The sequence below is a fragment of the Pseudomonas sp. C9 genome (assembly GCF_002000165.1).
Taxonomy (GTDB): domain Bacteria; phylum Pseudomonadota; class Gammaproteobacteria; order Pseudomonadales; family Pseudomonadaceae; genus Aquipseudomonas.
The window spans coordinates 2666169-2692863 of record NZ_MPAK01000001.1; the positions used below are offsets into that span (position 1 = coordinate 2666169).

Sequence of the window (26695 nt, forward strand, 5' to 3'; positions counted from 1 at the left end):
CCTACGCGTAACAAAGAACACTTCATCTTGTTGTTTAATCAGGTGCTTGCTAGTGGCCATCATTGTGATTACGATGCGCCCACTTGAAAGAGCACGAACTCAATTGGATGAGACTTCTCGCAGCTCTTTGATACTGTCCATGCCCCCTGAAATCTTCATTGGGCGTACGACCGTAATCCTAATTAAAGGCCATGGATGTCCTACTCAAGCAAACTTTCCGCGCATTATCTCGAACTCGCAAAAGTCTCTGTTTCCAAAGAGAATTTCGCGGGCGAGGACGTTCGCTTTTCGGGCGAATTTGAAGCACTGGAAAGTGAGCTGGCGAAAGCCTCGTCCATGCACGAAAGCGGTCAGATCGACTGGCTGAAAATCCGTGAAAACAGCGAAAACCTGCTGCGAACCCAGTCCAAGGACTTGCGGGTTGGCGCCTGGCTGACCTGGGCGTTGTACCAGCGCGAATCCTTCCAGGGCCTGTTGGCCGGCCTCGGCTTGTTGCACTACCTGTGCGAAAGCCACTGGGCCGAAGTCCACCCGAACAAGGCCCGCACCCGCTCCGCTGCCATCAGTTGGCTGGTGCCGCGTCTGGAGCAGGTGCTCACCGAAAACGTCGCGATCAAAGAGCAGTTGCCGATGTTCCGGCGGCTGGTCGAACACCTTGAAGGCCTCGACGCCGCTTGCACCGAGCACCTGGGCGACGATGCGCCGCTGTTGCTGCCGATCTCCCGTCGCCTGAAAAGCATGGTGCAGCGCGCTGCCGACAATCAGCCGGAACCCGGTGTGGTCGGCGCCGCAGTCGCTCAGGTCAAACAAGCCGCCACGCAGTTGTTCACCCCCGGCGCACCGATCGACAACGAAAAAGAAGCCCACAAGGCCTTGCGCGCTCAGCAAGAGAGCGCGCGGCCGTTGTGTGTCTGGTGGCTCAAGCAGAAAGCCACCGACTTGCGCGCCTTGCGCCTCAATCGCACGTTGCTTTGGTTGCCGATCGATGCCGTCCCCGAGCGCAATGCCGAGCAAATCACCGTGCTGCGCGGCTTGCCGGCGGACAAGCTCAAGGTCTATCAGGACCGCTACGATCAGGGCAAATACGCTGACCTGTTGGTGGAACTGGAGGCGAGCCTGGCGAAGGCGCCGTTCTGGTTCGATGGCCAGCGGATGGTCTGGGAATGCCTTCAGGCCCTGAACGCCGAGATGGCCATGCGCGAAGTGGAAATCCACTTCGCGCTTTTGATTCAGCGCCTGCCTGGCATCGTCGAGTTGCGTTACCACGATGGCGCCCCGTTTGCCGATCCGTCCACCCGGGCGTGGATCGCCGCCAATGTCATGCCGCACCTGCAAAGCGCCAGTGCGCCGCGCAAAGTCGAAACCGACGTCGAAACCCAGCCGGCCTGGGAACTGGCCTTGGAAGAAGTCCTGCCGATTCTGCGCAAGGACGGCCTCAAGGCCGCCGTGCAGATCCTCAAGCAGGGCCTGCAAAGCGCCCAGGGTGGGCGCGTTCGATTTTTCTGGCAGTTCGCCCTCGCGCGGTTGTGCTTCATGGCCAAGAAATACGAACTGGCCAAGACCCAACTCGAAACACTGGACCAAACATTACAGGACTCAGGCCTGAACGCCTGGGAGCCCGATCTTGCGCTGGAAGTGCTGCATTTACTGCATAGCTGCTGCGAGTTGTTGCCGCAGAACCATGCCGTACGTGAACGCAAGGAAGAGATTTATCGCAGGCTGTGCCACCTCGATCTCGAAGTGGTACTCGAATAGGCCCCCGGGCCACAACCGCAAGGAGAAAAGCCATGGCCAAAGAAGGCTCGGTAGCCCCCAAGGAACGCATCAACGTCACTTTCAAACCTGCCACCGGTGGTGCACAGGAAGAGATCGAACTGCCGTTGAAACTACTGGCAATCGGTGACTACACCCACCGCAAGGACGAACGCAAAGTCGAAGATCGCAAGCCGATCAGCATCGACAAGATGACCTTCGACGAGGTGCTGGCCAAGCAAGAGCTGAGCCTGACACTGAGCGTACCGAACCGTCTTCAGGAAGAAAGCGACACTGAAGAACTGGCCGTGAAACTGCGCGTCAACTCGATGAAGGACTTCAACCCGGCCAGCCTGGTCGAGCAAGTGCCTGAGCTGAAAAAACTGATGGAACTGCGCGACGCGCTGGTGGCCCTCAAAGGCCCGCTGGGTAACGCGCCTGCGTTCCGCAAAGCCATCGAAGGCGTGCTCGCCGACGACGAATCCCGCGGTCGCGTACTGGGTGAGCTGGGCCTGAACGCCGCAGCCCAGGAAGCCTGAGCCCCCATCAGCCAAGGAAGCCAAGACAATGAGCACTAGCGCAGCACAGCAAAAGAGCAACGAGAACGGCGAATACAGCATTCTCGACAGCATCATCGCCGAAACCCGCCTGACCCCGGACGACGAAGCCTACGACATCGCCAAGCGCGGTGTGTCGGCCTTCATCGAAGAGCTGCTCAAGCCGCAGAACAACGGTGAGCCGGTCAAGAAAGCCATGGTTGACCGCATGATCGCCGAGATCGATGCCAAGCTCAGCCGTCAGATGGACGAAATCCTGCACCACCCGGACTTCCAGTCCCTGGAATCGTCGTGGCGTGGCCTGCAGTTGCTGGTCGACCGCACCAACTTCCGCGAAAACATCAAGATCGAAATCCTCAACGTCTCCAAGGACGACCTGCTGGACGACTTCGAAGATTCGCCGGAAGTGATGCAGTCGGGCCTGTACAAGCACATCTACACCGCTGAATACGGCCAGTTCGGTGGTCAGCCTGTGGGCGCGATCATCGCCAACTACTTCATGTCCCCAAGCTCGCCGGACGTGAAACTGATGCAGTACGTGTCCAGCGTTGCCTGCATGTCCCACGCGCCGTTCATTGCCGCGGCCGGCCCGAAATTCTTCGGCCTGGAAAGCTTCACTGGCCTGCCAGACCTGAAGGATCTGAAAGATCACTTCGAAGGCCCGCAATTCGCCAAATGGCAGAGCTTCCGCCAGTCGGAAGACTCCCGTTACGTTGGCCTGACCGTGCCGCGTTTCCTGCTGCGTAACCCGTACGACCCGGAAGACAACCCGGTCAAGTCGTTCGTGTACAAAGAAACCGTCGCCAACAGCCACGAACACTACCTGTGGGGCAACACGGCCTACGCGTTCGGCACCAAATTGACCGACAGCTTCGCCAAGTTCCGCTGGTGCCCGAACATCATCGGCCCGCAAAGCGGTGGCGCGGTGGAAGACCTGCCGTTGCACCACTTCGAAAGCATGGGCGAAATCGAAACCAAGATTCCTACGGAAGTATTGGTTAGCGACCGTCGTGAATACGAACTGGCCGAGGAAGGCTTCATCTCCCTGACCATGCGCAAAGGCTCCGACAACGCAGCGTTCTTCTCCGCAAGCTCGGTGCAGAAGCCGAAGTTCTTCGGCATCAGCGCAGAAGGCAAGGCCGCAGAGCTGAACTACAAGCTCGGCACCCAACTGCCGTACATGATGATCGTCAACCGCCTGGCTCACTACTTGAAAGTGCTGCAGCGCGAGCAACTCGGTTCGTGGAAAGAACGTACCGACCTCGAGCTGGAACTCAACAAGTGGATTCGCCAATACGTGGCCGACCAGGAAAACCCGAGCGCCGAAGTACGTGGCCGTCGTCCACTGCGCGCTGCCCAGATCATCGTCAGCGATGTCGAAGGCGAGCCTGGCTGGTACCGCGTCAGCCTGAACGTGCGCCCGCACTTCAAGTACATGGGTGCCGATTTCACCCTGTCGCTGGTTGGCAAGCTGGACAAAGAGTAAGCGGAGCTAACTCATGACTGGATACGGCAGCCTTTTCGAACGCCTGGGTGGCGACGCGGACAAACGCGTCGGCTGGAGCCGCGAGGTTTCCGCCATGGCGTCCGTGGCTGCCCATCTGGCCAAGATGCTCAGCACCCGTGCGGGCAGCGTGCAAACGCTGTCCGATTACGGGCTACCCGATCTCAATGACATGCGTCTGAGCCTGCACGACTCCCTGAGTCAGGCCCGTCTGGCCATCGAAAATTTCATCGAAGCCTACGAGCCACGCCTGAGCAATGTGCGTGTCATTTCCCTGCCGCGTGACCACGATCAGCTTCGCCTGTCCTTCAGCATCGAAGGGCTGCTGGAAGTTGATGGTTTCAAGCGTCAGGTCAGTTTCGCCGCGCGCCTGGATGGCAGCGGTCAAGTGAAGGTCAACTAAGGAGATTCGTATGTCCGGCAAACCCGCAGCACGTGTATCCGACCCCACCGCTTGCCCGCTCCCCGGCCACGGCACCAACCCGATTGCCGCCGGCTCCGGCGACGTGTTCTTCGACGGCCTCGCGGCCGCCCGCCAAGGCGATGCCTCGGCGTGTGGTGGTGCGATGTCGGGCGGGTTGGCGACGACGGTTTTGATTAACGGCAAACCGGCTGCCACGGTGGATTCCGTTGGGACTCATGGCAACAAGGTTACGGCCGGGTCCGGGACAGTGATTATCGGGAATTCGCATTCGGCGGTGCCGTTTGTTCCTCCGTTGCCGGTGGAAATTCAGTGGCCGTTTACCGAACACTTCGTTGTGACTGATCCCGAGACAGGCGCGCCGATAGCGGATCGCGGATACACAATCCGCACGGACTCAGGAAAAGAAATAACAGGTGTCACGGATAGTGAAGGAAAAACTTCGGTAATTGGCTCCTCAATTGCTGAAGGGGTTACGTTGCTTTTAGAACCTCAAAACTCTATTGCCATTTGCTGAGGTTTATTCCATGCCCGCGCCGATCAAAGCTCCTCTGACTCCAGCTCAGAATAAAGAAGGTCAAAGCGTTCAAGCTAAGGTTTTTCAGCTTTCTTCAATTCCTAAAGTTATGGATAAATTGGGTTGGACGGTGGCCGCTCGTGTCATGCGGAAGTGGTTCGCTGGTGAGCCCTATGAGTTGCCAAAATCTGTTAAGCAAGGTGACATAGCAGCGAGTACCTTGAGTGCGGATAAGCTTATAACTGATATACCGTTTGAGTGGTTGTTTACTGGGTCGAAGCGTGTAAAGCCAAAAGTTGATGAGTATATTGCTGAGCTATCATCAACATCAGAATTTAACGGAAGTGCCGGTAGAGTAAAAGGTTCGCTCGACGAGCTTTCTAAAGGGCTGATCGTATTGATGACGCGACTCCAGCGACTTGGCTTGCTGGATGCAAAGTCAAAGAAGCTAAAAAGCGCATACCTGGATTACAGTGATAAAACAGCTATTGAGTTGGAGGATATATCCCAGTTTAATTTGATTAGGTTCGGGGCTAAAGATTGGGAAAAGGCTACGGATGCGTTGGATGATGTATATGGCGCTTTAGGGACTTTCGTCGTAAAAGTCGCGGCAACTAAATTTCGCACTATTCAAAACGATCATGGCTTTCCGGCAATAGAAATAGAGCAGGTTGGCCTTTACGTTCGGGATACTTACGACTTTCTCAATGCCGGGGACGATCAATTATTGGGCTATTGGGCGCCTGAAGGGGTAACCCGGCCCGGTCCGATTGACTATTTTGCCGAGCCTGCGTTGATTGAAAAAGCCGGAGTCGAATATCACAAAGTGACGAATGGGCACTTTAATAAATATCGGCAAGTGAACGGGAAGGGTGGAGATATGATGATTTATACGACGGTCAAGTTGTATGACGTGTCTTTTATAATTCATCTTGGTCCTATCGATTTTGAAGAGTACCTATCTCGCTCTGGGTCTAAGTGATTATGAAAAAAATGTCGTATTTGTTGGTGCTGATATTGCTTGTAGTAGGCGCGCCTGTTTCCGTTTGGCTATACATTAAGCATGGGGCTGCCGTTACGGCGGAAGTTTATTCCACGACTTGGAATGAAGCTAAAACTTGTTATATTAATTCGTATATACCGAAGTATTCTAATTTTGGCGTCGCTGGGAAATTTGTAAAGCTTTTCACTAGTGAAGCGTTTTTTCGAGTGTATAGCGTTGACGGTGAGTTGCTGAAGTCGTCTGAGTGGCTGCTTTGGCAGAATGAATTCACGACAGATGAGCGCTCGCAATGGGTTAATGGTCATGCGATTTATCCAACTTCAACCGGGTACGAAGGGTGGAGTATTACAGCGTGCGCGCCGTTAGATGACGGAAAAGAATAAGCAAACTGTCGGATTGGAGGGGAAGTGTATTGAGCATATTTATCAGCAACACCCCACACAAGGTTCTGGAGACCTGATGTCCAGGCTCACTAGGGAGGGGGAGTTGTGCCAGTGCACGGATAAAAAGCGCCTGTCCATTACTTTGCTTATCGCTTTCCTGAGCTCCATTGGGCTGCTGGCGATTTTGGTTTTGTTTGCTGTGCTGTTGCGTATGGAACGGTCCGTCGCCCCGACTTTGATTGCTCATCCCAATGCGCTTTGGGTGGGTGGCGAAGATGGTGGGGTATTTATCGAAGTCTCCAAGGCCGAAGCACCAAATTACTACGTACAGGTTCGTCACGAGAATGGCGATATGTGGTCGCAAGGCTGGGTTCGATACAGCACGAAAGACGGTTTTCCTCTGAGCGCTGCCGGTATTACAGGGTTTGACGGCGAACAACTTTATCTACACACCAGCACGGCGATGACGTCTGAAAAAGCGAGAGACCGGTAATCATGGACGAGCAAAAAGAACAGCAAAAAGAGGTCGGGCCTCATCTCCATTTCTACGCCCTGCAATCCGTCAAACGTGAACGTGATGGTTATCAGCGCAGCTGGACCCTCAAGGATGGAGCCTTTTGCCCATGATCGACGTATCGGACGAGATGCGCATGTATCTGATGTTCATCGCCGACAGCAATCTGTTCGGCGGCATCGCGATCTTGAGTTTTCTGCTGATTGTCACGGCGATCAGCAAGCGACTGCGTCAGTCATGGCTGCATCGCTCGCTGACGTTCATGGTCCTGATTTCATTGGTGGCCATCGAAATCGTGGGCAGCTGTTACTCCTCGGTGCGTCCCGCATGAACATGCTGGCCCGCATCGTCTGCTGCCTGTTGATCCACAGTGTTTTCTGTGTGGGTTACACGTTTCTGAATAACTTCGCGGCCGACTGGTACATCTCGACCTACGGCGGCTTGACCTCCCGTGGCGTGAACATTCGTCTTACCAGCAAATTCCTCTACGAGTTTTTCCTTGTCTTCAACGCGGTGCTGGCGCTGATTCCTGTGCTACGTGTGAAGTTGATCCTGTGGGCGATCTGGGTAGGACTAATTCTCCTGTGGATGCTGCCGCATCATCCGCTACGGGCGCTGCTCTATGGCATCGGCCAAGGAATATTCACCTTGACGGCGATCCTTCTCAGCACCGGCCTGGATGGCTGGTACAAGCGCAAAGTAGTTGGCGCAAAAGCCTCGAAGCTCGCGTCGGGGGCCGACCATGCTTAGCCGAGCGCAACTGAGTTTCTTCATGGTTGCCTTGTGGTGGCCATTGCTGGCGGTGCTGGCGATTTTTTCCTATGGCCTGTGGATTGGCGAGTACTCCACGTTCGATTCATCCGAGACCCATTGGGTGTACCTGTTGTGGTGGGGCATCCCCGGTCTGTTGATGTTTTCGCTGTGGACTTCTCGATCCGCCAAGAACCGTAGCGAGCAACAAGCGCTGCGGATGGTCTGGTTGGCGCCGTTGAAGTTCATTCCGTTCTACGCCGTGCCATGGATGCTTTATGGCTTGTTCAGTCTGGTCGCCGGGCAGCTCAGTGACTCTTACATGGCCTACGGCTGGATCCTGATCGTGCCGTACCTCCTGATCGCCGGCTACGTCTGTGCGGGTCTGACGGTAGCGCTCTACTGGACGTTTTATTCATGAGATTCAATACCAGGCAGGTACCCCGTGTCCTTTAACCACTACTACCAAAGCGAACTCACCGCACTGCGCCAGTTAGGCCGCCGTTTCGCCGAGCGTAGTCCCGCGTTGGCACCTTTCCTCGGCCAGGCTGGGCGGGATCCGGACGTGGAGCGGTTGCTGGAAGGTTTTGCGTTCCTGACCGGTCGCCTGCGTCAGAAGCTCGACGACGAATTGCCAGAGCTCAGCCATTCGCTGATGCAGCTGCTGTGGCCCAACTACATGCGCCCGCTGCCGGCGTTCAGCATTTTGCAGTTCGACCCGCTCAAGCGCTCCGGGCCTGCGTTGAAAGTCGAGCGCGATACGCCGATTGAAAGCGTGCCCATCGTAGACGTGCGCTGCCGTTTCCGCACGTGCTACCCGACCGAAGTCCAGGCGCTGGATCTGGCCGCGCTGACCTATTCGGTGAAAGGCGACGGTTCGCTGTTGAGCCTGCGTTTGGAGATGAGCGCTGACGGTCACCTCGGTGAATTAGAGCTAAGTCGCCTGCGTTTGCACTTCGCTGGCGAGCGTTACATCAGCCAGATGCTGTACCTCAGCCTGTTGCGCAACCTCGAAGGCATCGAACTGATCCCGCTGGATGGCGCAGGCAAACCCATCAACGGTGTCAGCGGTAAACCGATGGCGTTCAAGCTGCCCGGCGACCGTGTGCAGCCGGTGGGCTTTGCCGAAGAAGAGGCATTGATTCCGTATCCGCTGAACACCTTCCGTGGCTATCGCTACCTGCAAGAGTATTTCGCCTTCCAGGACAAGTTCCTGTTCGTCGACGTCAACGGTCTGGACCTGCTCAAGGCGCTGCCGGAAGACACGCTGAAGCAGATGCGCGGCCTGGAATTGCGCTTCGATATTCGCAAGAGCGGCATCATGCGCATGCGTCCGACGCTGGACAACGTGAAGCTCTATTGCACGCCGATCGTCAACCTGTTCAAGCACGATGCGCTGCCGATCCGCCTCGATGGAAAACAGGACGAATACCTGCTGCTGCCCGCCGAATACGACCTGGAAAACTGCGGCGTGTTTTCGGTGGAAACCGTCACCGGCTGGAAGCCCGGCGGCCTCGGTTATCAGGAATACGTGCCGTTCGAATCCTTCGAGCACGACCCGAGTTTCGACGTGCCCACCAGCCGTCCGCATTACAGCATTCGCCAGCGTTCGTCCCTGCTGCACGACGGTCTCGACACTTACCTGAGCTTCGGCATCCGCCACACCGAAGCCCACGAAACCCTGTCGATCGAGCTGACGTGCACCAACCAGAACCTGCCGCGCAAGCTCAAGCTCGGCGACATTTGCGTGGCCTGCGAAGAGACGCCGGAGTTCCTGAGTTTCCGCAACATCACCCCGGCCACTTCCAGTTTCGCGCCGCCGCTGAACCGTGACTTCCTGTGGAAGCTGATCAGCAACATGTCGCTTAACTATCTGTCGCTGGCCGACGTCAATGCGTTGAAGGTGATTCTCGAAACCTACGACCTGCCGCGCTACTACGACCAACACGCGGAGAAGGTCAGCAAACGCCTGCTCGGCGGGCTCAAGTCGATCAAGCATCACCACGTCGACCGTTTGCATCGCGGCTTGCCGGTGCGCGGGTTGCGCACCGAGCTGACCATCGACCCGGAAGGCTATATCGGCGAAGGCGACCTGTTCGTGTTCGCTTCTGTTCTTAACGAGTTTTTCGCGCTTTACGCCAGTCTCAATTCGTTCCACGAGCTGCGGGTAAAAAGCACACAGGGAGAGGTGTACCAATGGACACCACGTATGGGCCTGCAGCCCCTGCTTTAAGCGGGCTGACCCGGGTAATACGCGAGTACTCGCTGTTTCAGGCCGTGCTGCTGGTGATCGACCGGCTGCGCGCGGCGCACCCGTACCTGAGCGAAGACGATCTGTACGACCAGCTGGAATTCCAGGCCAATCCGAGCCTGGGTTTCCCTGGCAGTGACGTCGATCGCGTGGAGTTTTTCGAAGAGCACGGGCAGATGCGCGCGCGCCTGCGGTTCAACCTGATCGGCCTGGTCGGTTCCGGTTCGCCGCTGCCGGCGTTCTATGGCGAACAGGCCTTGGGCGACAGCGAAGACGGCAACCCGACACGCAATTTCCTCGACCTGTTTCACCATCGCCTGCAACGGCTGATGCTGCCGATCTGGCGCAAGTATCGCTACCGCGCGAGCTTCCAGAGCGGCGCGCTCGACCCGTTTTCCTCGCAGCTGTTTGCCTTGATCGGCCTGGGTGGCGAAGAGATCCGCAAGGCCCAGGAACTGAACTGGAAACGCCTGCTGCCGTACCTCGGCTTGCTCAGCTTGCGGGCACACTCGGCGGCGCTGATCGAAGCGGTGTTGCGTTACTACTTCAAGCACGAAGACCTGGTCATCGAGCAGTGCATCGAGCGTCGCGTGGAAATTCTCGACGAGCAGCGCAATCGTTTGGGCCGAGCCAACAGCCTGCTGGGCGAAGACCTGGTGCTGGGCGAGCACGTGCGCGACCGCAGCGGCAAATTCCGTATCCACATCACCCAACTCGACTGGCAGCGATTCCATGAATTCCTGCCGATCGGTTTCGGCTACCAGCCTCTGTGCGCGCTGGTGCGGTTCACCCTGCGTGACCCGCTCGACTACGACATTCGCCTGGTGTTGCGCCAGGAAGAAATCCCCGAACTGCGCATCGGTGAGCAGAACGCCTGTCGCCTGGGATGGACCAGTTGGCTGGGCCGCGAAAAAGCGGACGGCGTGGTGACCCTGGGCAGCAAAATTCATTAAGGACAGATGACCAATGATCAACGTAGACCTGCAACAACTTATCCAGGCGCTGGACGCCGAAACCCGTCGTGATCTGGAAAGTTCGGCCGAGCGTTGCGTCGCTCGTGGCGGCAGCAAAATCCTCGTCGAAGACTTGCTGCTGGGCCTGCTGGAGCGCCCGCAAGGCTTGCTCGCACGCGCGCTGCAAGATGCCGAAGTGGATGCCGGTGAACTGAGCGCCGCCCTGCAATCGCGGGTCGAGCACAGCGCGTCGCGCAACCCGGTGTTTGCCCCAGAGCTGGTGCAATGGCTGCAGGATGCCTTGCTGGTGGCCAACCTCGAACTGGGCCAGACCCAGGTCGAACAGGCCGCGCTGATTCTCGCCCTGCTGCGCAACCCGATGCGTTACGCCGGCAGCCGCTACCAGGCGTTGCTGGCCAAGTTGAACATTGATCGCCTCAAAGAATTTGCCCTGTCGCAGAAAGAACAACCGGCCACCGGCAAACCCGCCGTGCCGGGCGAATCGCTGCTGCAGCGCTTCACGCACAACCTGACCCAACAGGCCCGCGACGGCAAACTCGACCCGGTGCTGTGCCGCGATGGCGCGATCCGGCAGATGGTCGACATCCTTGCCCGTCGCCGCAAGAACAACCCGATTGTGGTCGGTGAAGCCGGTGTGGGTAAAACCGCGATCGTCGAAGGTCTGGCCTCGCGCATCGCCGCCGGGGAAGTGCCGCAAGTCCTGAAAGGCGTCGAATTGCTGTCGCTGGACATGGGCCTGTTGCAGGCGGGCGCCAGCGTCAAAGGTGAATTCGAACGTCGCCTCAAGGGCGTGATCGACGAAGTCAAAGCTTCGCCGAAACCGATCATCCTGTTCATCGACGAAGCCCACACGCTGATCGGCGCAGGCGGCAATGCCGGTGGTTCCGACGCGGCCAACCTGCTCAAACCCGCACTGGCTCGTGGCGAACTGCGCACCATCGCGGCGACCACTTGGGCGGAGTACAAAAAATACTTCGAGAAAGACCCGGCGCTGGCCCGTCGTTTCCAACCGGTGCAACTGCACGAACCGACCGTCAGCGAAGCGGTGACCATCCTTCGTGGTCTGGCTCAGGTGTATGAGAAGAGTCACGGCATTTACCTGCGCGATGACGCCGTCGTCTCCGCTGCCGAACTGTCTGCCCGTTACCTCGCCGGTCGCCAACTGCCGGACAAAGCCGTCGACGTACTCGACACCGCGTGCGCCCGCGTGCGCATCAGCCTCGCCGCCGCCCCGGAAAGCCTTGAACGCCTGCGTGGCGAACTGGCTGAAGGTGGCCGTCAGCGTCAGGCCCTGCGCCGTGACGCCGAAGCCGGTTTGCTGATCGATCACGAAGCGCTGGACGCGTTGGAAGATCGCCTCGATGAAGCCGAGAGCGAAATGATCGCGCTGGAAACTCTGTGGACTGAACAGAAAGAATTGGCCGAGCGCCTGCTGGACCTGCGCCAGCAGCTGGCCAAGGCCCGTGAAGCTGCTGCCGTCGAGCCGACCGTCACGGTTGAAGAAGACGCTGAAGGCACCGTGATCGAAACGCTGCCGGTCGACGAGGCGCAAAGCGTCGCGTCTCTGGAATCCGCACTCAACGACACGCACAAAGCCCTGACCGAACTGCAAGTCAAAGAACGACTGGTGAGCTTCGAAGTCTGCCCGCGTCTGGTCGCCGAAGTGATCAGTGCCTGGACCGGTGTGCCCCTGGCGCAACTGGCCCGTGAGCACAACGCCAAGGTCGCCAGTTTCGCCACCGACCTGCGCACGCGCATCCGGGGTCAGGAGCAAGCCGTTCATGCACTGGACCGCTCGATGCGCGCCACGGCGGCGGGCCTGAACAAACCGGACGCGCCGGTCGGCGTGTTCCTGCTGGTTGGCCCGAGCGGCGTTGGCAAGACTGAAACCGCGCTGGCCCTCGCCGACTTGCTGTACGGCGGTGATCGTTTCATCACCACCATCAACATGTCCGAGTTCCAGGAGAAGCACACCGTCTCGCGCCTGATCGGTGCGCCACCGGGCTACGTCGGTTACGGCGAGGGCGGCATGCTCACCGAAGCCGTGCGTCAGAAGCCGTACTCCGTCGTCTTGCTCGATGAAGTCGAAAAGGCTGACCCGGACGTGCTCAATCTGTTCTATCAAATCTTCGACAAAGGCGTGGCCAACGACGGCGAAGGGCGCGAGATCGATTTCCGCAACACGCTGATCCTGATGACCTCGAACCTGGGCAGCGACCGCATCAGCGAGCTCTGCGAAAATGGCGCGCGGCCGACCGCCGAAGTGCTTGAAGAAACCATTCGCCCGGTCCTCAGCAAACACTTCAAGCCAGCGCTGTTGGCGCGCATGCGTGTAGTGCCTTACTACCCGGTCGGCGGCCCGGTGCTGCGCGAGCTGATCGAAATCAAACTCGGCCGTCTGGGCGAACGCCTGAACCGTCGTCAGCTGGATTTCACGTACTGCCAGAACCTCGTCGATCACCTGGCCGAGCGCTGCACGCAAAGCGACAGTGGCGCACGCCTGATCGACCATTTGCTCGACCTGCACGTGCTGCCGCTGGTGGCCGACCGCTTGCTCGATGCGATGGCCACCGGTGAAAGCCTCAAGCGTGTGCATGCCACGCTCGACGGTGACGCCAGCGTGATCTGCGAGTTCGCCTGAGGTGGGTGTGATGTTCACTCAAGTGCCGCAACCGCTGGTCTATGCCGAAGCCTTGCTGGCGCAGTTCGCCAGCCTGTCGCGGGCGGCGGACGGTGCTGCGCTGCTGGGTGACTTCGTGCGTGGGGTGGCCGAGCTCAGCGGTTGCGAACTGACGCAGCTGTACTTGCTGGACGCGACCCACACCTGCCTGGGGATGAACGCCGAGTGCCTGAACGGCATTCTGCAACCCCGGGAAGCGGCGAGCCTGCCGGCGGATTACAACGGTGAACAACTGCTGCAATTTGCCTTGTGCCAGAACCGCGTGGTGAGCCTCGGCGAGTTGAGTGGCAGCCTGCACGAAACCAGTTTCCTGCCGCCGCAGGCCACGCCTTGGCAGTCGCTGTTGTGCGTGCCACTGGTCAATCAACAGAAAGCGGTTGAAGGCTTGCTGCTGTGCGCCAGTCGCCAGCACATCGACCTGCAAGGGTTCGCCGATTCGCTCGGGCAGTTGGGCTCTTTCGTGCTCGGTCAGTTGCATTTGCTGCAACGCTTGCGTCGTCCAGCGGGTGACTCAAAACCAGCGCCAGTCAGTGTGCCGAGCGCCAGCGGTTACGGCTTGATCGGCAAGAGTTCGGCCATGCGCCAGACCTATTCGCTGATCAGCAAAGTCCTGCACAGCCCTTACACCGTGCTGTTGCGCGGCGAGACCGGCACCGGCAAGGAAGTGGTCGCGCGGGCGATTCACGATTGCGGCCCGCGCCGTTCCCAGGCGTTCATCGTGCAGAACTGCGCGGCGTTCCCCGAGAACCTGTTGGAAAGCGAGCTGTTCGGCTACCGCAAAGGCGCCTTCACCGGCGCTGACCGCGACCGCGCCGGGCTGTTCGACGCAGCCAACGGCGGCACTTTGTTGCTCGATGAAATCGGCGACATGCCGTTGTCGCTGCAAGCCAAGTTGCTGCGCGTGTTGCAGGAAGGCGAGATCCGCCCGCTCGGTTCCAACGACACCCACAAGATCGACGTGCGCATCATTGCCGCGACGCACCGGGATTTGTCGGTGCTGGTGAGCGAAGGCAAATTCCGCGAGGACTTGTACTACCGCCTCGCGCAATTCCCGATCGAGTTGCCGGCCCTGCGCCAGCGTGAAGGCGACATCCTCGACCTGGCCCGGCACTTTGCTGAAAAGGCCTGCTCGTTCTTGCAGCGCGACGCGGTGCGCTGGTCCGATGCCGCGCTGGATCACCTGTCCGGTTATGCCTTCCCCGGCAACGTGCGCGAACTCAAAGGCCTGGTCGAACGTGCGGTGTTGCTGTGCGAGGGCGGCGAGTTGCTGGCCGAGCATTTCTCCCTGCGCATGGAAGCCATCCCGGAGGACAACAGCCTGAACCTGCGCGAACGCCTGGAGCAGGTCGAACGCAGTCTGCTGCTCGATTGCCTGCGCAAAAACGACGGCAACCAGACCCTCGCCGCCCGCGAACTCGGCCTGCCACGCCGCACGCTGCTCTACCGCCTCGGGCGCCTGAATATCAATTTGGGTGACTTCGATGGGTAGGCAAAAGACCTTCGATTCCCCCTCATTTGCTTTTAACAGCGCCGCCCAAACGGGTCGGCGCTTTGTGCTTTGTCTACCCCTGGAGACCCTCTGATGCCTGTTCGTCACTGGCAAGCCGTCCTGCTGACCTTCGTCGTTCTATGCGGCCTCGGCGGCTGTAGCGGCAATTACAAATACAACGACAACACCTATCGCCCATTGGGTGATCCGCAGGCGGTCAATCGCGGCAAGTGACCGCAAGGAGTATCACCATGGAACTGGTTTTCGAAATGCTCAACACCAAGCAGTTCGTGCCCACCGATTTATGCCAGAAGACCTTCAAACAGGCCGGTGGCGTGATTGGTCGTGGCGAGGATTGCGACTGGATCATCCCGGACCGCAAGCGGCACCTGTCCAATCACCACGTGAACATCAGCTACCGCGAAGGTACGTTTTTCCTCACCGACACCAGCAGCAACGGTGTCCAGGACGGCGAAAGCGGTGCACGCCTGCGCAAAGGCGAAGCGGTGCGCATCGAACACGGCAGTACCTACGTGTTGGGTGACTTCGAGATTCGTGCGCGGCTGGTGCGTGACCCGGCGACGTTCGACGGCGAAGTCGGGCGTCCGCGTGCGGCGGGCAGCATTATTCCGGACGATGCCTTCCTCGATCTCGATCCGCTGAATGCCCTCGAACAGCAAGAGCGTGTGTACTCGGAAATCGAGGAACTGATCTCCCCGAGCACCACCCTCTCAGACACCCGCCAGCGTGCCGATTACGCCCGCATCGACATGGAAAGCCTGCTGGTCCCGGAGCTGATCAAGGCCCCGGCAGAACCCGCACCGGCCCCGGTGCCGAAAGCGGTCGAGCGTCAGAGCGAAGGCTTCTGGGAGCATTTCGGTGCTGCGCTGGGCGTGGACCTCAAAGGTCTCGACCACGACGCCCGTGAGGCCTTGGCGCTGAACGCGGCACGCTTGCTCAAGCAAAGCGTTGGCGGTTTGCAGCAGAGCCTGCGCACCCGCAGCGAACTGAAGAATGAACTGCGTCTGGCCCAGACCACCGTGCAGGGCACTCAGAAAAACCCGCTGAAATTTGCCGTCGATGTCGGTGAAGCACTGGGCATTTTGTTGCAGCCGAACAAGCCGGGCCAATTGCCGGCCGAGCAAGCCATCTCCCGCGCGTTCCGCGATTTGCAGGCCCATCAAGTGGCTTTGCTGACCGCCAGCCGCGCCGCCGTTCGCGGCACGCTGGAGCACTTCTCGCCGCAGCAATTGACCCTGCGTTTCGAGCGCGACAACAAGCCGCTGCTGGCCACGTCCGGCAGTCGCTGGAGAGCCTACGGCCGTTATCACCAGGCCCTGCGTCAGGACGATGACTGGAGCGAACGCCTGCTGGCCCGCGACTTTGCCCAGGCCTACGAAGAGCAGATTCGCCTGATTTCCACCCTACACACCGACCACCAAGGATGATGCGCATGTCTCGCTGTTCGACCGCTTTTTTCAAGACGCTGACAACGGTCGTGGCCCTGGTGCTACTGGCCGGTTGCTCGTCGCTGTCGCCGTATTCGAAAGTGACCAAGCTCAACCTGAAACTGACCGCCAGCGATCAGTTGAACCCGGACCTCAACGGGCGTCCGTCGCCGATTGTTGTGCGTCTGTTCGAGCTCAAGCACCCGGTGACCTTCGAAAACGCCGACTTCTTCAGCTTGTATGAACGCGCCAAGGAATCCCTGGCCCCAGACCTGGTGGCCAGCGAAGAACTCGAGCTGCGTCCGGGCGAAACCGTCGAGCTGAAACTCAGCGTGGAGGAGGGCAGCCGCTACGTCGGCGTACTCGCCGCGTACCGCGACCTGCCGGAATCCAAATGGCGCTACACCGTGCAAATCACCCCGGTGGAAGTCACCGACGCTGACCTGACGCTGGACTCGGCCGGTATCCGCAACAGCCACGAAGCGCTCGCCAAGGTAGATGACTGATCATGAATACCCATAAAGTCATTTGGCAGGAAGGCATGCTGCTGCGTCCGCAGCACTTCCAGCACAACGATCGCTACTACGACCACCAGATGAAAACCCGCACCCAATTGCTGGGCGGTTACACCTGGGGCTTCCTCAACCTGGACATCGACTTGCAGTTCCTCAACATGGGCAAACTGGTGATCAGCCAGGCCTCGGGGATTCTGCCGGACGGCAGCCTGTTTGAACTCGGCGGCAACACCGAGCCGCTGGCGCTGGACGTGCCGCCGAACACCGGCAACACGCCGATCTACCTGGCGTTGCCGCTGGTCACCGGCAACCACATCGAGTCGCGCCGCCCGGAGCAATCCGACGTGCTGGCGCGCTACACCGCGTACGAAGCCGAAGTCGCCGATTCCAACGCCGGCGACGATTCCGCCAGCCAGGTGCGCTGCGGTCGCCCGGATTTCAAACTGTTGCTCGGCGAGCAGCAAAGCGATCAGGCCTACGTGAAGCTGAAAATCTGCGACGTGCTCGACACCACGCCCGACGGTGTGATCAGCCTCGATCCGGATTTCGTGCCGACCTACATTCAGGCGCATTCGTCCGGCTACCTGCTGTCGTGCCTGAAGGAAGTGATCAGCATGCTCGGTCACCGCGGCGACACCATCGCTGACCGGATTCGCTCCAACGGCAAGGTCGGCGGCGCGGAAGTCGGCGACTTCATGATGCTGCAACTGATCAACCGCACCGAACTGCTGCTGCGTCACTACCTGGGACTTGAGCAGGTGCATCCGGAAGAGTTGTACCGCACGCTGCTGACCATGCTCGGCGATTTGGCGACGTTTTCCAGCGAGAGCAAACGCCCGCGCCTGGACAGCCGTTACCAGCACAGCGATCAGGGCGCGAGCTTTCGCAAACTGATGGAAGCGATCCGTCAGGTGCTGTCGATGGTGCTGGAACAGCACGCCATCGAACTGATCCTGCAAGAGCGTCAGTACGGGATCATCGTTTCGCCGTTGCACGACCACAAGTTGCTGGGCTCGGCCTCGTTCGTGCTGGCGGCCAGTGCCAACTGCGACTCCGAAGAACTGCGCCACCGCTTGCCGGCGCACCTCAAGGTCGGCCCGGTGGAGCGCATCCGCCAACTGGTCAACCTGGCCCTGCCGGGTATCAAGGTCAAACCGTTGCCGGTGGCCCCGCGGCAGATCGCGTTCCACTCCAACAAAACTTATTTCATCCTCGAACTCAGTTCCGAAGACCTGGCACAACTGGAGCGCTCCGGCGGCTTCGCGTTCCATGTGTCCGGCGAATTTGCCGAGCTTGAGCTGAAATTCTGGGCCATCAGGAACTGACAGACATGATCAAGGACATGGAACACCATCAGGACGATAAAACCGTCTTGCTCGACCGCCAGGGCCACGGCCCGGCGCAAAGTCCGCTGACCGACTTCGCCGCGCCACCGCGCTTCGAACAACTGGAAGAACGCATGATCTACGCCGCGCGCCTGCGCCCGGCCGAAGCGTTCAACATCAGCCTCAATTCGCTGGTGGCCGCTGCGTCCGAGCTGTTGTCGGAAGTGGTGCGGCTCAAGCACAGCGACACCCGCGAAGACCTGTACGCGCTCAACGAGCGGCTAACCGCCGGGCTCAAGCTGTTTGAAGTGCGCGCACTGCACAACGGCGCCGAAAGCAGTCAGGTAATGGCTGCGCGTTACGTGCTGTGCACCGTGGTCGACGAAGCCGTCGTGACCACGCCATGGGGCAACGAAAGCGAGTGGTCGCAGATGAGCCTGCTCAGCAGCTTCCACAACGAAACCTTCGGTGGCGAGAAGTTCTTCCAGCTGCTGGATCGCCTGTCGAAAAACCCGGTCAAGCACCTGCCGATGCTGGAATTGATGTACCTGTGCCTGTCCCTCGGTTTCGAAGGCAAGTACCGCGTACAAACGCGCGGCATGCTCGAACTCGAAGGCATCCGCGACGCCTTGTACCGGCAGATCCGACAATTGCGCGGCGACGTGCCACGCGAACTGTCGCCGCACTGGGAAGGCCTGAACGATCAGCGCCGCAGCCTGGTGCGCATCGTGCCTGCGTGGATGGTGGTGCTGTTCACGTTCGTCTGCCTGGTGGTGATGTATTCGGGTTTCGCCTGGGTCTTGGGCGAGCAACGCGACACCGTTCTGCAACCTTATCAGCCGCTTGATCCGGCCGCGGTCCAGCCGCAGTCGCAGCCGTAAACAGGGACGTGTGATGAAAAAGTTTTTCAAGAAAGTCGGCGCATTCTTGCGCAAGACCTGGGTCTGGACCTTGCTGGTGGTGCTGTTTGTCGCGCTGCTGGTGTGGTTCGTCGGGCCGCTGCTGGCGGTGGATGACTACAAGTTCTGGGAAGGTTCGACCTCCCGCTTGCTGACCATCAGCGTGCTGTTCCTGATCTGGGGCCTGACCATGGTCTTTGTCAGCTGGCGCGCCGGTGTGCGTAAAAAAGCCGTCGAAGAAACCGAAGACGGCCAGGACCGTATCCGCCGTGAAGAGCTGATCGACGAAGAGCAGAAAGAGCTGAAGGTGCGTTTCAAGGAAGCCTTGAAAACCCTCAAGACGTCGAGCCTGTATCGCGGTCGCAGCGAGCGCTGGCGCAGTGACTTGCCGTGGTACCTACTGATCGGCCCGCAGGGCAGTGGCAAGACCAGCCTGCTGGACTTCTCGGGCCTTGAGTTTCCGATCAACAAGATCGACCGCAAGCTGACCCGCGACACCCTCGGCACCCGTCATTGCGACTGGTACTTCGCCGACCATGGTGTGCTGATCGACACCGCCGGGCGTTACCTGACCCAGCCGGATGCCGAAGTCGACGGCAGCGCCTGGAGCACTCTGCTCGACCTGCTGCGCAAGCGTCGCCGTAACCGTCCGTTGAACGGCGTGCTGGTGACCATTCCGGTGGAAACCCTGCTGGGCGGCAGCGAGCAAGACCTCGACACCCTGGCCCGCCAGGTGCGAGCGCGCTTGCAGGACGTGCATCAAAAACTCCACGTCGATGTGCCGATTTACCTGGTGTTGAGCAAGGCTGATCGCCTGCTCGGTTTCGACGAGTTCTTCGATCAACTGACCCGCGAAGAAAGCGATCAGGTGCTCGGCACCAGCTTCCGTAAAGAGCAGAGCGGCACCGACGTGGCCGTCCTGCGCGCCGAGTTCGAAGAGCTGCTGCGTCGCTTGAACAGCCAAGTGATCATGCGCATGCACCAGGAGCGCGACACCCAGCGCCGTGGCCGCATCCTCGATTTCCCGCATCAGCTGGGGCAGATCGGCGAGCGCCTGTGCCTGTTCGTCGACATGGCGTTCACCGGCAACCGCTACCAGCGTGTCAGCCAGTTGCGCGGTTTCTACCTGACCAGCGCACCGCACCTGACCCAGGAAATGGACCAGACCACCGCCGGTATCGGCGCCAATCTGGGCATGAACGCGGGCGTGCTGCCAACCTTGCGCAGCGGCCGTTCACGGTTCATTCACCATTTGCTTAGCCGGGTGATTTTCCCCGAGGCCGATCTGGCCGGTCTGGACAAGCGCGAACGCAGCCGCATCCATTGGGGCCAACGTGCGCTGTATGTGGGCGCGCTGGCGGCCTTGGCGTTGTTCGGCATGCTGTGGGCGGGTGGTTTCTCGGCCAACTACGAGCGCCTGGAAAACCTGCGCAACCTCGCCACTAATTGGACACAACAACGCGCGGCCCTGACCGCGCGCGATGATTCCATGGCGGTGCTCAAGCCGCTCGACACGGCCTACGCGGCGACTCAGGTCTTCCCGAAAAAAGGTGACGTGGGTTACCACGAGCGCGGCGGTCTGTACCAAGGCGAAGACGTCAACCCAGTGGTCAAGAGCGCCTACGAGCGTGAGCTCGAAGCGCAACTGCTGCCGAAAGTCGCGACCCTGCTGGAAGGGCAGATCCGCGCCAACATGCGCGACCGCGAGCGTCTGCTCAACAGCCTGCGCGCGTACCTGATGCTGAACATGAAAGACCGTCGCGACGGTCCGTGGCTCAAGGATTGGGTCGCCACCGAATGGTCCCAGCGTTATGCCGGCAACACCGCCGTGCAGAACGGTCTTAACACGCACTTCGAACGTTTGCTGCAGCAGCCGTTTATCTACCCGTTGAACGATCAGCTGGTGGCTCAGGCCCGTCAGGTCCTGCGCAGCGAATCGCTGGCCAACGTGGTTTACCGGATGCTGCGCGAGCAGGCCCGCAACCTGCCGGAGTACCGTCTCAGCCAACACCTGGGCCCACAGGGCTCGCTGTTTGTCGGCACCGATTACGTGATCCCGGGCTTCTACACCCAACAGGGTTATCAGCAGTATTTCTCGGTCCAGGGTTCTGCGCTGGTCACCGACATCCTGCGTGACAACTGGGTGCTGGGCGAAGGTTCGGGCATCAGCGGCATGGACTTGCGCCGCCTGATGGTCGAACTGGAGCAACTGTACTTCCGCGACTACGCCAACTTCTGGAGTGAAGCGGTGGGCCAGGTTGCACTGCCTGCGATCAGCGACTTCAGTGAGGGCGCCGAGCAACTGGCGGGCCTGACCTCGGCCAACTCGCCAGTGCTGCAACTGCTGGTGGAAGTGCGCGAGAACACCCGTTTTCCAGTGATCGCCGAGAGCGCCGATGACGCTGCTGCTGCGGCCGAAAAACTCGCGGAGAAGGGCGGCAAGCTCGGCAAACTGGCCTCTGCTGCGGCGGACAAGGCCGCGGACATGGCGAAGAACTTGCCGGACACCGCGAAGAAATCCCTGCAACGTCGCTTCGAACCGCTGCACCGTTTGCTGGATGACAACAACGGCCCGGCCGCTGATTTGACCCCGGCCCTGACGGCGCTCAACGACTTGCAAATGCAGCTGGCGAGCCTGGCGCGTGCCAGTTCCCCGGAGCAGGCCGCGTTCGAAATGGCCAAGACCCGCATGAGCGGCCAGCGTGATGCGCTGAGCGCCCTGCGCAATGCCTCCAACCGCTTGCCGCGTCCGGTCAGCGTGTGGTTCAACGTGCTGGCCGAAGACACCTGGCGCCTGGTGCTCAACGATTCCTACCAGTACCTGAACCAGCGTTATCAGAGCGAGCTGTACAGCTTCTATGGCAAGGCGATCAACAAGCGTTATCCGTTCAGCGCCCACAGCACCAGCGACGTGGCGATCAGCGACTTCCGCGAGTTCTTCAAGGCCCAGGGCATCAACGACCGCTTCTTCGACACCTACATGCGTCCGTTCGTGAGCGGTGATCCGGGCAACTTCCGTCTGCGTGTCATCGACGGTCACAGCCTGCCGATCTCCAAGGTCTACCTCGACCAGATGGCCGCGGCACAAGTGATACGCCAGAGCTTCTTCTCGATCAACCCGGCCGAGCCGCAAGTGCAGTTCAAACTGGAGCCGTACACCCTCGACCCGGCCGTCAGCCGTTCCGAGTTCAAGTTTGGCGACAAGACCATCGAGTACCGTCACGGCCCGATCGTGCCGGTGTCGTTCAAATGGCCGACCGACGCTGAAGACGGTCGCACCAGCCTGGTCCTCGACAAAATGGCCGGCCGCCCGATCGGTATCGAAAAGAACACCGGCCCATGGTCGCTGTTCCGTCTGTTCGACCTGATGCAGACCGAGTACCTGAGCGGTCGTGACGTGCTGGTGTTGAAGGCTGACGTAGGCGGCCTGCGCGCCAATTACCTGCTCAGCAGCCAGCGCACGCCGAACCCGTTCGACATGGGCGTGCTGCGCACCTTCCGTATGCCGGTGCAGCTCTGATGCTGGTGGCCAGCCCCTGGCGCAGCGCTGCGCGTACCGACGCCGGCAAGGTGCGGGCGCGCAACGAAGATGCTTTCCTGGACTGTCCACAGCAGGGGCTGTGGGTGGTCGCGGACGGCATGGGCGGTCATCAGGGTGGCGATGTCGCCAGCCAGTTGATCGTCGCCAGCCTGGCGGAACTGCCGGTGCAGGACGATTTCGACGAACGCCTCAAAGGCATTCGCCAGTGCCTGCACTGGTTGAACCGCCGCTTGGGTCAGGAGTTGACCGTCACTGCCGGGCGCCACGACAGCATCATGGGCAGCACCGTGGTGGCGCTACTGGTGGACGGCAATCGCGCGGCCTGCATCTGGGCCGGCGACAGCCGTTGCTACCTGTGGCGTGGCCAGCGTTTGTATCAACTGTCCAAGGACCACTCGTTGCAACAGCAACTCATCGACGAGCAAAACATGAGCATCGAAGACGCCAAGGCTCATCCTGCCGCCCATGCCCTGACCCGAGCGGTCGGGGCGGCCGAGCAATTGACCCTGGACGTGCTCGAACTCGAGGTTTATCCCGGCGATGCGTTTCTGTTGTGCAGCGATGGTTTGTACAACGGGCTGAGCAGCGATGCCTTGGGCAATGCCCTGAGCCTGACTGCGCCGCACGTTGCGTTGGAGCGTCTGTTCGACGGCGCCCTGCGTGGCTCGGCGCGGGACAACCTGACTGCCGTGGTGATCCGCCAATGACCCAACTCATGCCGCCGCTCGACGACCTGCTGGTGAGCGACGAAGAAGTCAGCAACCTGACTTATTTCGCGTTCGCCAAGCCGAATAAAGCTGAGCCCGCGCTGGCGCCGACCAAGGCCAGCATTGGCGAAATGCCGGACGTACTCGCGGGCCGTTACCGCATCGAGCGCCTGCTCGGTGCCGGCGGCATGGGCGCGGTTTACCGCGCACGGGATTTGCTGAGCGAACAGTTCGGCGATCCCGACCCTTACATTGCGCTGAAAATCCTCAGCGAAGAATTTGCCGAATCGCCGGACGCCAGCGCCTTGCTCTACAGCGAGTTCGCCCTGACCCGGCGCCTGCGCCACGACAACGTGCTGCGTTTACACAGCTTTGACGTGGACACCGACTGCCAGCGTGCCTTCATCACCATGGAACTCATGCGTGGGCTGACCCTGGACAAATTACTCTGCGAGCGGCCCCTGGGCCTGCCGTGGAAAGAACTGCGAGACATCGCGCTGCCGCTGCTCGACGCGCTGGCCTACGCCCACTCGCGCGGCGTGCTGCACGGCGACATGAAACCGAGCAACGTGATGCTCAGCGAAGAAGGCGTGCGCCTGTTCGACTTCGGCCTCGGCCGAGCCGTGGAAGGCATTCTCCCCGGCCTGCCGCATCTGAGCCGTGACCGCTTCAACGCCTGGACCCCCGGCTACGCCGCCCCGGAACTGCTTGAAGGCCAACCGCTGACCGCCAGCGCCGATGTGTACGGCGTGGCCTGCGTGCTCTACGAACTGGCCGGCGGCAAACACCCGTTCCGCCGCTTGCCCTCGACCGAGGCCCGCGACGGCCAGCTCGAACGCGAGCTGCACCCGCCGCGCAACCTACCGAAACACTGCTGGCCAGCCCTGCGAACGGCGCTGGCTTTCGACGCGGCCAAGCGCACCATCACCGCCGCCCAACTGCGTGACGCCCTGGGCGCCACTTCGTCTTTGCTGCAACGCCTGCGATTTGGGGCGTAACGGATGACCACCGAACAGGGAGCAAGCAATGTTCAACCCGTCTAACGAAACGCATTTCAGCCTGACCGTTGAAGACTACGTCGGCGACCTGCAAGTGCTGTCGTTCACCGGCACCGAAGGCATCAGCCAACCGTATCGCTTCGACCTCGAACTGGTCAGCGAAAACCCCGATCTGGACCTGGAAAAGCTCCTGCACAAGCAAGCCTTCCTGGCCCTTGATCCACAAGGCAGCGGCATTCACGGCCAGATCTACCGCGTCGCCCAAGGCGATACCGGCAAGCGCCTGACCCGCTACAAAGTGTCCCTGGTGCCGCAACTGCAATACCTGCATCACCGCACCAACCAGCGCATCTACCAGCAGATGTCGGCGCCGAAAATCATCGCGCTGATCCTCGAAGAGCACGGCATCAAAGGCAACGCCTACCGCTTCCAACTGAGCCAGCCGTGCCCGGACCGCGACTACTGCGTGCAGTACGACGAAACCGACCTGCACTTCGTCCAGCGGTTGTGCGAAGAAGAAGGCATTCACTACCACTTCCAGCACAGCGCAAAAGCCCACCTGCTGATGTTCGGCGACGACCAGACCGTGTTCCCGAAACTCGGGCAGCCAACGGCGTACGTGCAAGGCAGCGGCATGGTCGCCGACGAACCGGTGATCAAAGGCTTCAAACTGCGCCTGGAAACCCGCACCAGCCGCACCACACGTCGCGACTACGACTTCGAAAAACCGCGCCTGCAACTCGAAGCGGCGTATAAACCCGACGGCGAAAGCACCGAACCGGATCTGGAAGACTACGACTACCCCGGCCGCTTCCTCGACCGCGCACGCGGCAAGTTCCTCAGCCAGCGAGCACTGGAACGCCACCGCGCCGACTACCAGCAAGCCGAAGGCCACGGCGACCAGACCCGGCTCATCAGCGGCCACTTCCTGGAAATGTCCGACCACCCGCGCACCGAGTGGAACGACCTCTGGCTGCTCACCGAAATCTTCCACGAAGGCAAACAGCCGCAAGTCCTCGAAGAATCGGTGACCAGCGACACCACCGACAACAAAGACGACTTCCACCAGGGCTACCGCAACCGCTTCCTCGCCACCCCGTGGAACGTCTTCTACCGCCCCGCGCTGGAACACCCAAAACCGCGCGTCCTCGGCAGCCAGACCGCCATGGTCACCGGCCCCAAAGGTGAAGAAATCCACTGCGACCAATACGGCCGCATCAAAGTGCAATTCCACTGGGACCGCGAAGGGTTGGCGGATGACAAAACCAGCTGCTGGATGCGCGTTTCATCGAGCTGGGCCGGCGACCGCTACGGCGCCATTGTCATCCCGCGCATTGGTATGGAAGTGCTGATCACCTTCCTCGAAGGCGACCCCGACCAACCGCTGGTGACGGGTTGCCTGTACCACAAGGAAAACCAGGTCCCCTACGAACTGCCGGCGAACAAAACCCGCACCGTGTTCAAAACCCTCAGCTCACCGGGGGGCGGTGGGTTTAATGAATTGCGGATTGAAGACAAGAAGGGAGCGGAGCAGATCTTTATTCATGCCCAGCGGGATTGGGATGAAAACATTGAGCATGATCAGAAGATTCGCGTCGGCAACGAACGCCACGACACCGTGGTGAAGAACACCTACACCGAACTCAAGGCCGAAGAACATCGCACCACGGTTGCCGACCGCAAGGTTGAAACGCGGCTGGATGATCACCTGACGATTGGGCAGAACCAGCATGTGAAGTTGGGGACTGCGCAGCTGACGAGTGTTGGGCAAGAGATACATGTGAAGGCTGGGGCGAAGATTGTTATAGAGGCGGGCAGCGAACTCACCATTTTGGGGGGAGGGAGCTTTATCAAGCTGGATGCCGGTGGGGTGACGGTTGTTGGGCCGGTGGTGAAGATTAATGCGGGTGGTTCGGCGGGGAGCGGGACAGGGATTGGGATAAAGCCGCCGGTGCTGCCGGGGGCGGCGGATAAGGATAAGGCGGGGAGTTTGATGGATCAGGCGTTGGGGAATGCGCCAAGTCCGCCGCCGTTAGAAGCACCTAAGAAAAGTTTCAGAATCCAAATGAAGCGCCCGTACGAGAAGAAAGGTATTTCGGGACAGCCATATGTGTTGGAAGTCGATGGAGTGACTTATCAAGGTACGACGTCTGCTGAAGGCTTTGTAGATCAACCAGTTCCGCCAAGTGCAAAAAAGGGAAAGCTTACTTTCTACCCATTTGGAACTGAATCGCAACCGTGGACTTGGGAACTCGATTTAAGCGCGCAATCAGATGCTTCGAATATTAAAGGGCTTCAATCACGATTAAAGAATCTCGGTTTTTATTACGGGAAAATCGATGGCGAGAACGGTCCGAAAACCAAACATGCCGCCCGCTGTTTTCATCGGTCTTGTGAGTTAACAGATAAAGATTATCTATCAGCCACTGATATAAAACGGCTGCAAGAGCAGCACATTGCGTGAGGG

25 protein-coding genes are annotated in these 26695 nt (G+C 59.9%); all 25 read left to right on the forward strand.

Annotated elements, in window-relative coordinates; all coding sequences use genetic code 11:
• Positions 1 to 195 precede the first annotated feature (195 nt).
• Positions 196 to 1755, forward strand: a complete 1560-nt coding sequence (gene tssA, locus BMS17_RS12430) for a type VI secretion system protein TssA (protein WP_077431015.1) — start codon at positions 196 to 198, stop codon at positions 1753 to 1755.
• 32 nt (positions 1756 to 1787) lie between these two features.
• Entirely contained in the window at positions 1788 to 2291 is a 504-nt protein-coding gene (gene tssB, locus BMS17_RS12435) for a type VI secretion system contractile sheath small subunit (RefSeq protein ID WP_077431016.1), read from the forward strand.
• A 28-nt stretch (positions 2292 to 2319) separates the two neighbouring features.
• Entirely contained in the window at positions 2320 to 3795 is a 1476-nt protein-coding gene (gene tssC / locus BMS17_RS12440; protein ID WP_027926312.1) for a type VI secretion system contractile sheath large subunit, read from the forward strand.
• Between the two features lie 13 nt (positions 3796 to 3808).
• Entirely contained in the window at positions 3809 to 4216 is a 408-nt protein-coding gene (gene tssE / locus BMS17_RS12445) for a type VI secretion system baseplate subunit TssE (protein ID WP_008150080.1), read from the forward strand.
• A gap of 10 nt (positions 4217 to 4226) precedes the next feature.
• Positions 4227 to 4751, forward strand: a complete 525-nt coding sequence (locus tag BMS17_RS12450; RefSeq protein WP_046030733.1) for a PAAR domain-containing protein — start codon at positions 4227 to 4229, stop codon at positions 4749 to 4751.
• A gap of 10 nt (positions 4752 to 4761) precedes the next feature.
• Entirely contained in the window at positions 4762 to 5733 is a 972-nt protein-coding gene (locus BMS17_RS12455) for a DUF6402 family protein (protein WP_046030731.1), read from the forward strand.
• Between the two features lie 2 nt (positions 5734 to 5735).
• Entirely contained in the window at positions 5736 to 6137 is a 402-nt protein-coding gene (locus BMS17_RS12460) for a hypothetical protein (protein ID WP_046030730.1), read from the forward strand.
• Positions 6121 to 6630, forward strand: coding sequence for a hypothetical protein (locus tag BMS17_RS12465; RefSeq protein WP_256577172.1), 510 nt, complete (start codon positions 6121 to 6123; stop codon positions 6628 to 6630). The genes BMS17_RS12460 and BMS17_RS12465 overlap by 17 nt, the downstream gene beginning before the upstream one ends.
• A 2-nt stretch (positions 6631 to 6632) precedes the next feature.
• The gene (locus BMS17_RS30660; protein WP_256577173.1) at positions 6633 to 6764 is read left to right on the forward strand and encodes a hypothetical protein; all 132 of its coding nucleotides are present in this window, start codon (positions 6633 to 6635) and stop codon (positions 6762 to 6764) included.
• A complete protein-coding gene (locus BMS17_RS12470) occupies positions 6761 to 6982 on the forward strand; it encodes a hypothetical protein (RefSeq protein ID WP_046030729.1) in 222 nt (73 codons plus the stop codon). Before BMS17_RS30660 ends, BMS17_RS12470 begins: the two co-directional genes overlap by 4 nt.
• Positions 6979 to 7401: a hypothetical protein gene (locus tag BMS17_RS12475; protein WP_077431017.1), complete on the forward strand. Its 423-nt coding sequence runs from the start codon at positions 6979 to 6981 to the stop codon at positions 7399 to 7401. Before BMS17_RS12470 ends, BMS17_RS12475 begins: the two co-directional genes overlap by 4 nt.
• The gene (locus BMS17_RS12480; RefSeq protein ID WP_077431018.1) at positions 7394 to 7822 is read left to right on the forward strand and encodes a hypothetical protein; all 429 of its coding nucleotides are present in this window, start codon (positions 7394 to 7396) and stop codon (positions 7820 to 7822) included. The genes BMS17_RS12475 and BMS17_RS12480 overlap by 8 nt, the downstream gene beginning before the upstream one ends.
• 24 nt (positions 7823 to 7846) lie before the next feature.
• Positions 7847 to 9634, forward strand: a complete 1788-nt coding sequence (gene tssF / locus BMS17_RS12485; protein WP_077431019.1) for a type VI secretion system baseplate subunit TssF — start codon at positions 7847 to 7849, stop codon at positions 9632 to 9634.
• On the forward strand, positions 9598 to 10605 hold the full coding sequence (gene tssG / locus BMS17_RS12490; RefSeq protein ID WP_046030724.1) for a type VI secretion system baseplate subunit TssG: 1008 nt from the start codon (positions 9598 to 9600) through the stop codon (positions 10603 to 10605). The genes tssF and tssG overlap by 37 nt, the downstream gene beginning before the upstream one ends.
• Positions 10606 to 10618: 13 nt before the next feature.
• Entirely contained in the window at positions 10619 to 13267 is a 2649-nt protein-coding gene (gene tssH / locus BMS17_RS12495) for a type VI secretion system ATPase TssH (protein WP_077431020.1), read from the forward strand.
• A gap of 10 nt (positions 13268 to 13277) precedes the next feature.
• Positions 13278 to 14795, forward strand: a complete 1518-nt coding sequence (locus tag BMS17_RS12500) for a sigma-54-dependent Fis family transcriptional regulator (RefSeq protein WP_077431021.1) — start codon at positions 13278 to 13280, stop codon at positions 14793 to 14795.
• A 93-nt stretch (positions 14796 to 14888) separates the two neighbouring features.
• The gene (locus BMS17_RS12505) at positions 14889 to 15029 is read left to right on the forward strand and encodes a hypothetical protein (protein ID WP_018927443.1); all 141 of its coding nucleotides are present in this window, start codon (positions 14889 to 14891) and stop codon (positions 15027 to 15029) included.
• A gap of 17 nt (positions 15030 to 15046) precedes the next feature.
• Positions 15047 to 16243: a type VI secretion system-associated FHA domain protein TagH gene (gene tagH, locus BMS17_RS12510; RefSeq protein ID WP_077431022.1), complete on the forward strand. Its 1197-nt coding sequence runs from the start codon at positions 15047 to 15049 to the stop codon at positions 16241 to 16243.
• Positions 16244 to 16248: 5 nt separating this feature from the next.
• A complete protein-coding gene (tssJ, locus tag BMS17_RS12515; RefSeq protein WP_046030715.1) occupies positions 16249 to 16749 on the forward strand; it encodes a type VI secretion system lipoprotein TssJ in 501 nt (166 codons plus the stop codon).
• A 2-nt stretch (positions 16750 to 16751) separates the two neighbouring features.
• Positions 16752 to 18083 carry a type VI secretion system baseplate subunit TssK gene (gene tssK / locus BMS17_RS12520; protein ID WP_046030714.1) on the forward strand — a complete coding sequence of 444 codons (1332 nt, stop codon included), beginning with the start codon at positions 16752 to 16754 and terminating at the stop codon, positions 18081 to 18083.
• 5 nt (positions 18084 to 18088) lie between these two features.
• On the forward strand, positions 18089 to 18964 hold the full coding sequence (icmH, locus tag BMS17_RS12525) for a type IVB secretion system protein IcmH/DotU (RefSeq protein ID WP_046030713.1): 876 nt from the start codon (positions 18089 to 18091) through the stop codon (positions 18962 to 18964).
• Between the two features lie 13 nt (positions 18965 to 18977).
• Entirely contained in the window at positions 18978 to 22502 is a 3525-nt protein-coding gene (tssM, locus tag BMS17_RS12530; RefSeq protein ID WP_077431023.1) for a type VI secretion system membrane subunit TssM, read from the forward strand.
• Positions 22502 to 23230 (forward strand): PP2C family serine/threonine-protein phosphatase, encoded by a 729-nt coding sequence (locus tag BMS17_RS12535; RefSeq protein ID WP_046030711.1) that lies wholly within the window; start codon positions 22502 to 22504, stop codon positions 23228 to 23230. The genes tssM and BMS17_RS12535 overlap by 1 nt, the downstream gene beginning before the upstream one ends.
• Positions 23227 to 24228, forward strand: coding sequence for a serine/threonine-protein kinase (locus BMS17_RS12540; protein WP_046030709.1), 1002 nt, complete (start codon positions 23227 to 23229; stop codon positions 24226 to 24228). The genes BMS17_RS12535 and BMS17_RS12540 overlap by 4 nt, the downstream gene beginning before the upstream one ends.
• 28 nt (positions 24229 to 24256) lie before the next feature.
• Positions 24257 to 26692 carry a type VI secretion system tip protein TssI/VgrG gene (tssI, locus tag BMS17_RS12545; RefSeq protein WP_077431024.1) on the forward strand — a complete coding sequence of 812 codons (2436 nt, stop codon included), beginning with the start codon at positions 24257 to 24259 and terminating at the stop codon, positions 26690 to 26692.
• Positions 26693 to 26695 lie beyond the last annotated feature (3 nt).

Bases quoted from the DNA above. Each gene is read 5' to 3' on its own strand.
- tssA (WP_077431015.1), top strand. From the start codon at position 196: ATGTCCTACTCAAGCAAACTTTCCGCGCATTATCTCGAACTCGCAAAA.
- tssB (WP_077431016.1), top strand. From the start codon at position 1,788: ATGGCCAAAGAAGGCTCGGTAGCCCCCAAGGAACGCATCAACGTCACT.
- tssC (WP_027926312.1), top strand. From the start codon at position 2,320: ATGAGCACTAGCGCAGCACAGCAAAAGAGCAACGAGAACGGCGAATAC.
- tssE (WP_008150080.1), top strand. From the start codon at position 3,809: ATGACTGGATACGGCAGCCTTTTCGAACGCCTGGGTGGCGACGCGGAC.
- BMS17_RS12450 (WP_046030733.1), top strand. From the start codon at position 4,227: ATGTCCGGCAAACCCGCAGCACGTGTATCCGACCCCACCGCTTGCCCG.
- BMS17_RS12455 (WP_046030731.1), top strand. From the start codon at position 4,762: ATGCCCGCGCCGATCAAAGCTCCTCTGACTCCAGCTCAGAATAAAGAA.
- BMS17_RS12460 (WP_046030730.1), top strand. From the start codon at position 5,736: ATGAAAAAAATGTCGTATTTGTTGGTGCTGATATTGCTTGTAGTAGGC.
- BMS17_RS12465 (WP_256577172.1), top strand. From the start codon at position 6,121: ATGACGGAAAAGAATAAGCAAACTGTCGGATTGGAGGGGAAGTGTATT.
- BMS17_RS30660 (WP_256577173.1), top strand. From the start codon at position 6,633: ATGGACGAGCAAAAAGAACAGCAAAAAGAGGTCGGGCCTCATCTCCAT.
- BMS17_RS12470 (WP_046030729.1), top strand. From the start codon at position 6,761: ATGATCGACGTATCGGACGAGATGCGCATGTATCTGATGTTCATCGCC.
- BMS17_RS12475 (WP_077431017.1), top strand. From the start codon at position 6,979: ATGAACATGCTGGCCCGCATCGTCTGCTGCCTGTTGATCCACAGTGTT.
- BMS17_RS12480 (WP_077431018.1), top strand. From the start codon at position 7,394: ATGCTTAGCCGAGCGCAACTGAGTTTCTTCATGGTTGCCTTGTGGTGG.
- tssG (WP_046030724.1), top strand. From the start codon at position 9,598: ATGGACACCACGTATGGGCCTGCAGCCCCTGCTTTAAGCGGGCTGACC.
- tssH (WP_077431020.1), top strand. From the start codon at position 10,619: ATGATCAACGTAGACCTGCAACAACTTATCCAGGCGCTGGACGCCGAA.
- BMS17_RS12500 (WP_077431021.1), top strand. From the start codon at position 13,278: ATGTTCACTCAAGTGCCGCAACCGCTGGTCTATGCCGAAGCCTTGCTG.
- BMS17_RS12505 (WP_018927443.1), top strand. From the start codon at position 14,889: ATGCCTGTTCGTCACTGGCAAGCCGTCCTGCTGACCTTCGTCGTTCTA.
- tagH (WP_077431022.1), top strand. From the start codon at position 15,047: ATGGAACTGGTTTTCGAAATGCTCAACACCAAGCAGTTCGTGCCCACC.
- tssJ (WP_046030715.1), top strand. From the start codon at position 16,249: ATGTCTCGCTGTTCGACCGCTTTTTTCAAGACGCTGACAACGGTCGTG.
- tssK (WP_046030714.1), top strand. From the start codon at position 16,752: ATGAATACCCATAAAGTCATTTGGCAGGAAGGCATGCTGCTGCGTCCG.
- icmH (WP_046030713.1), top strand. From the start codon at position 18,089: ATGATCAAGGACATGGAACACCATCAGGACGATAAAACCGTCTTGCTC.
- tssM (WP_077431023.1), top strand. From the start codon at position 18,978: ATGAAAAAGTTTTTCAAGAAAGTCGGCGCATTCTTGCGCAAGACCTGG.
- BMS17_RS12535 (WP_046030711.1), top strand. From the start codon at position 22,502: ATGCTGGTGGCCAGCCCCTGGCGCAGCGCTGCGCGTACCGACGCCGGC.
- BMS17_RS12540 (WP_046030709.1), top strand. From the start codon at position 23,227: ATGACCCAACTCATGCCGCCGCTCGACGACCTGCTGGTGAGCGACGAA.
- tssI (WP_077431024.1), top strand. From the start codon at position 24,257: ATGTTCAACCCGTCTAACGAAACGCATTTCAGCCTGACCGTTGAAGAC.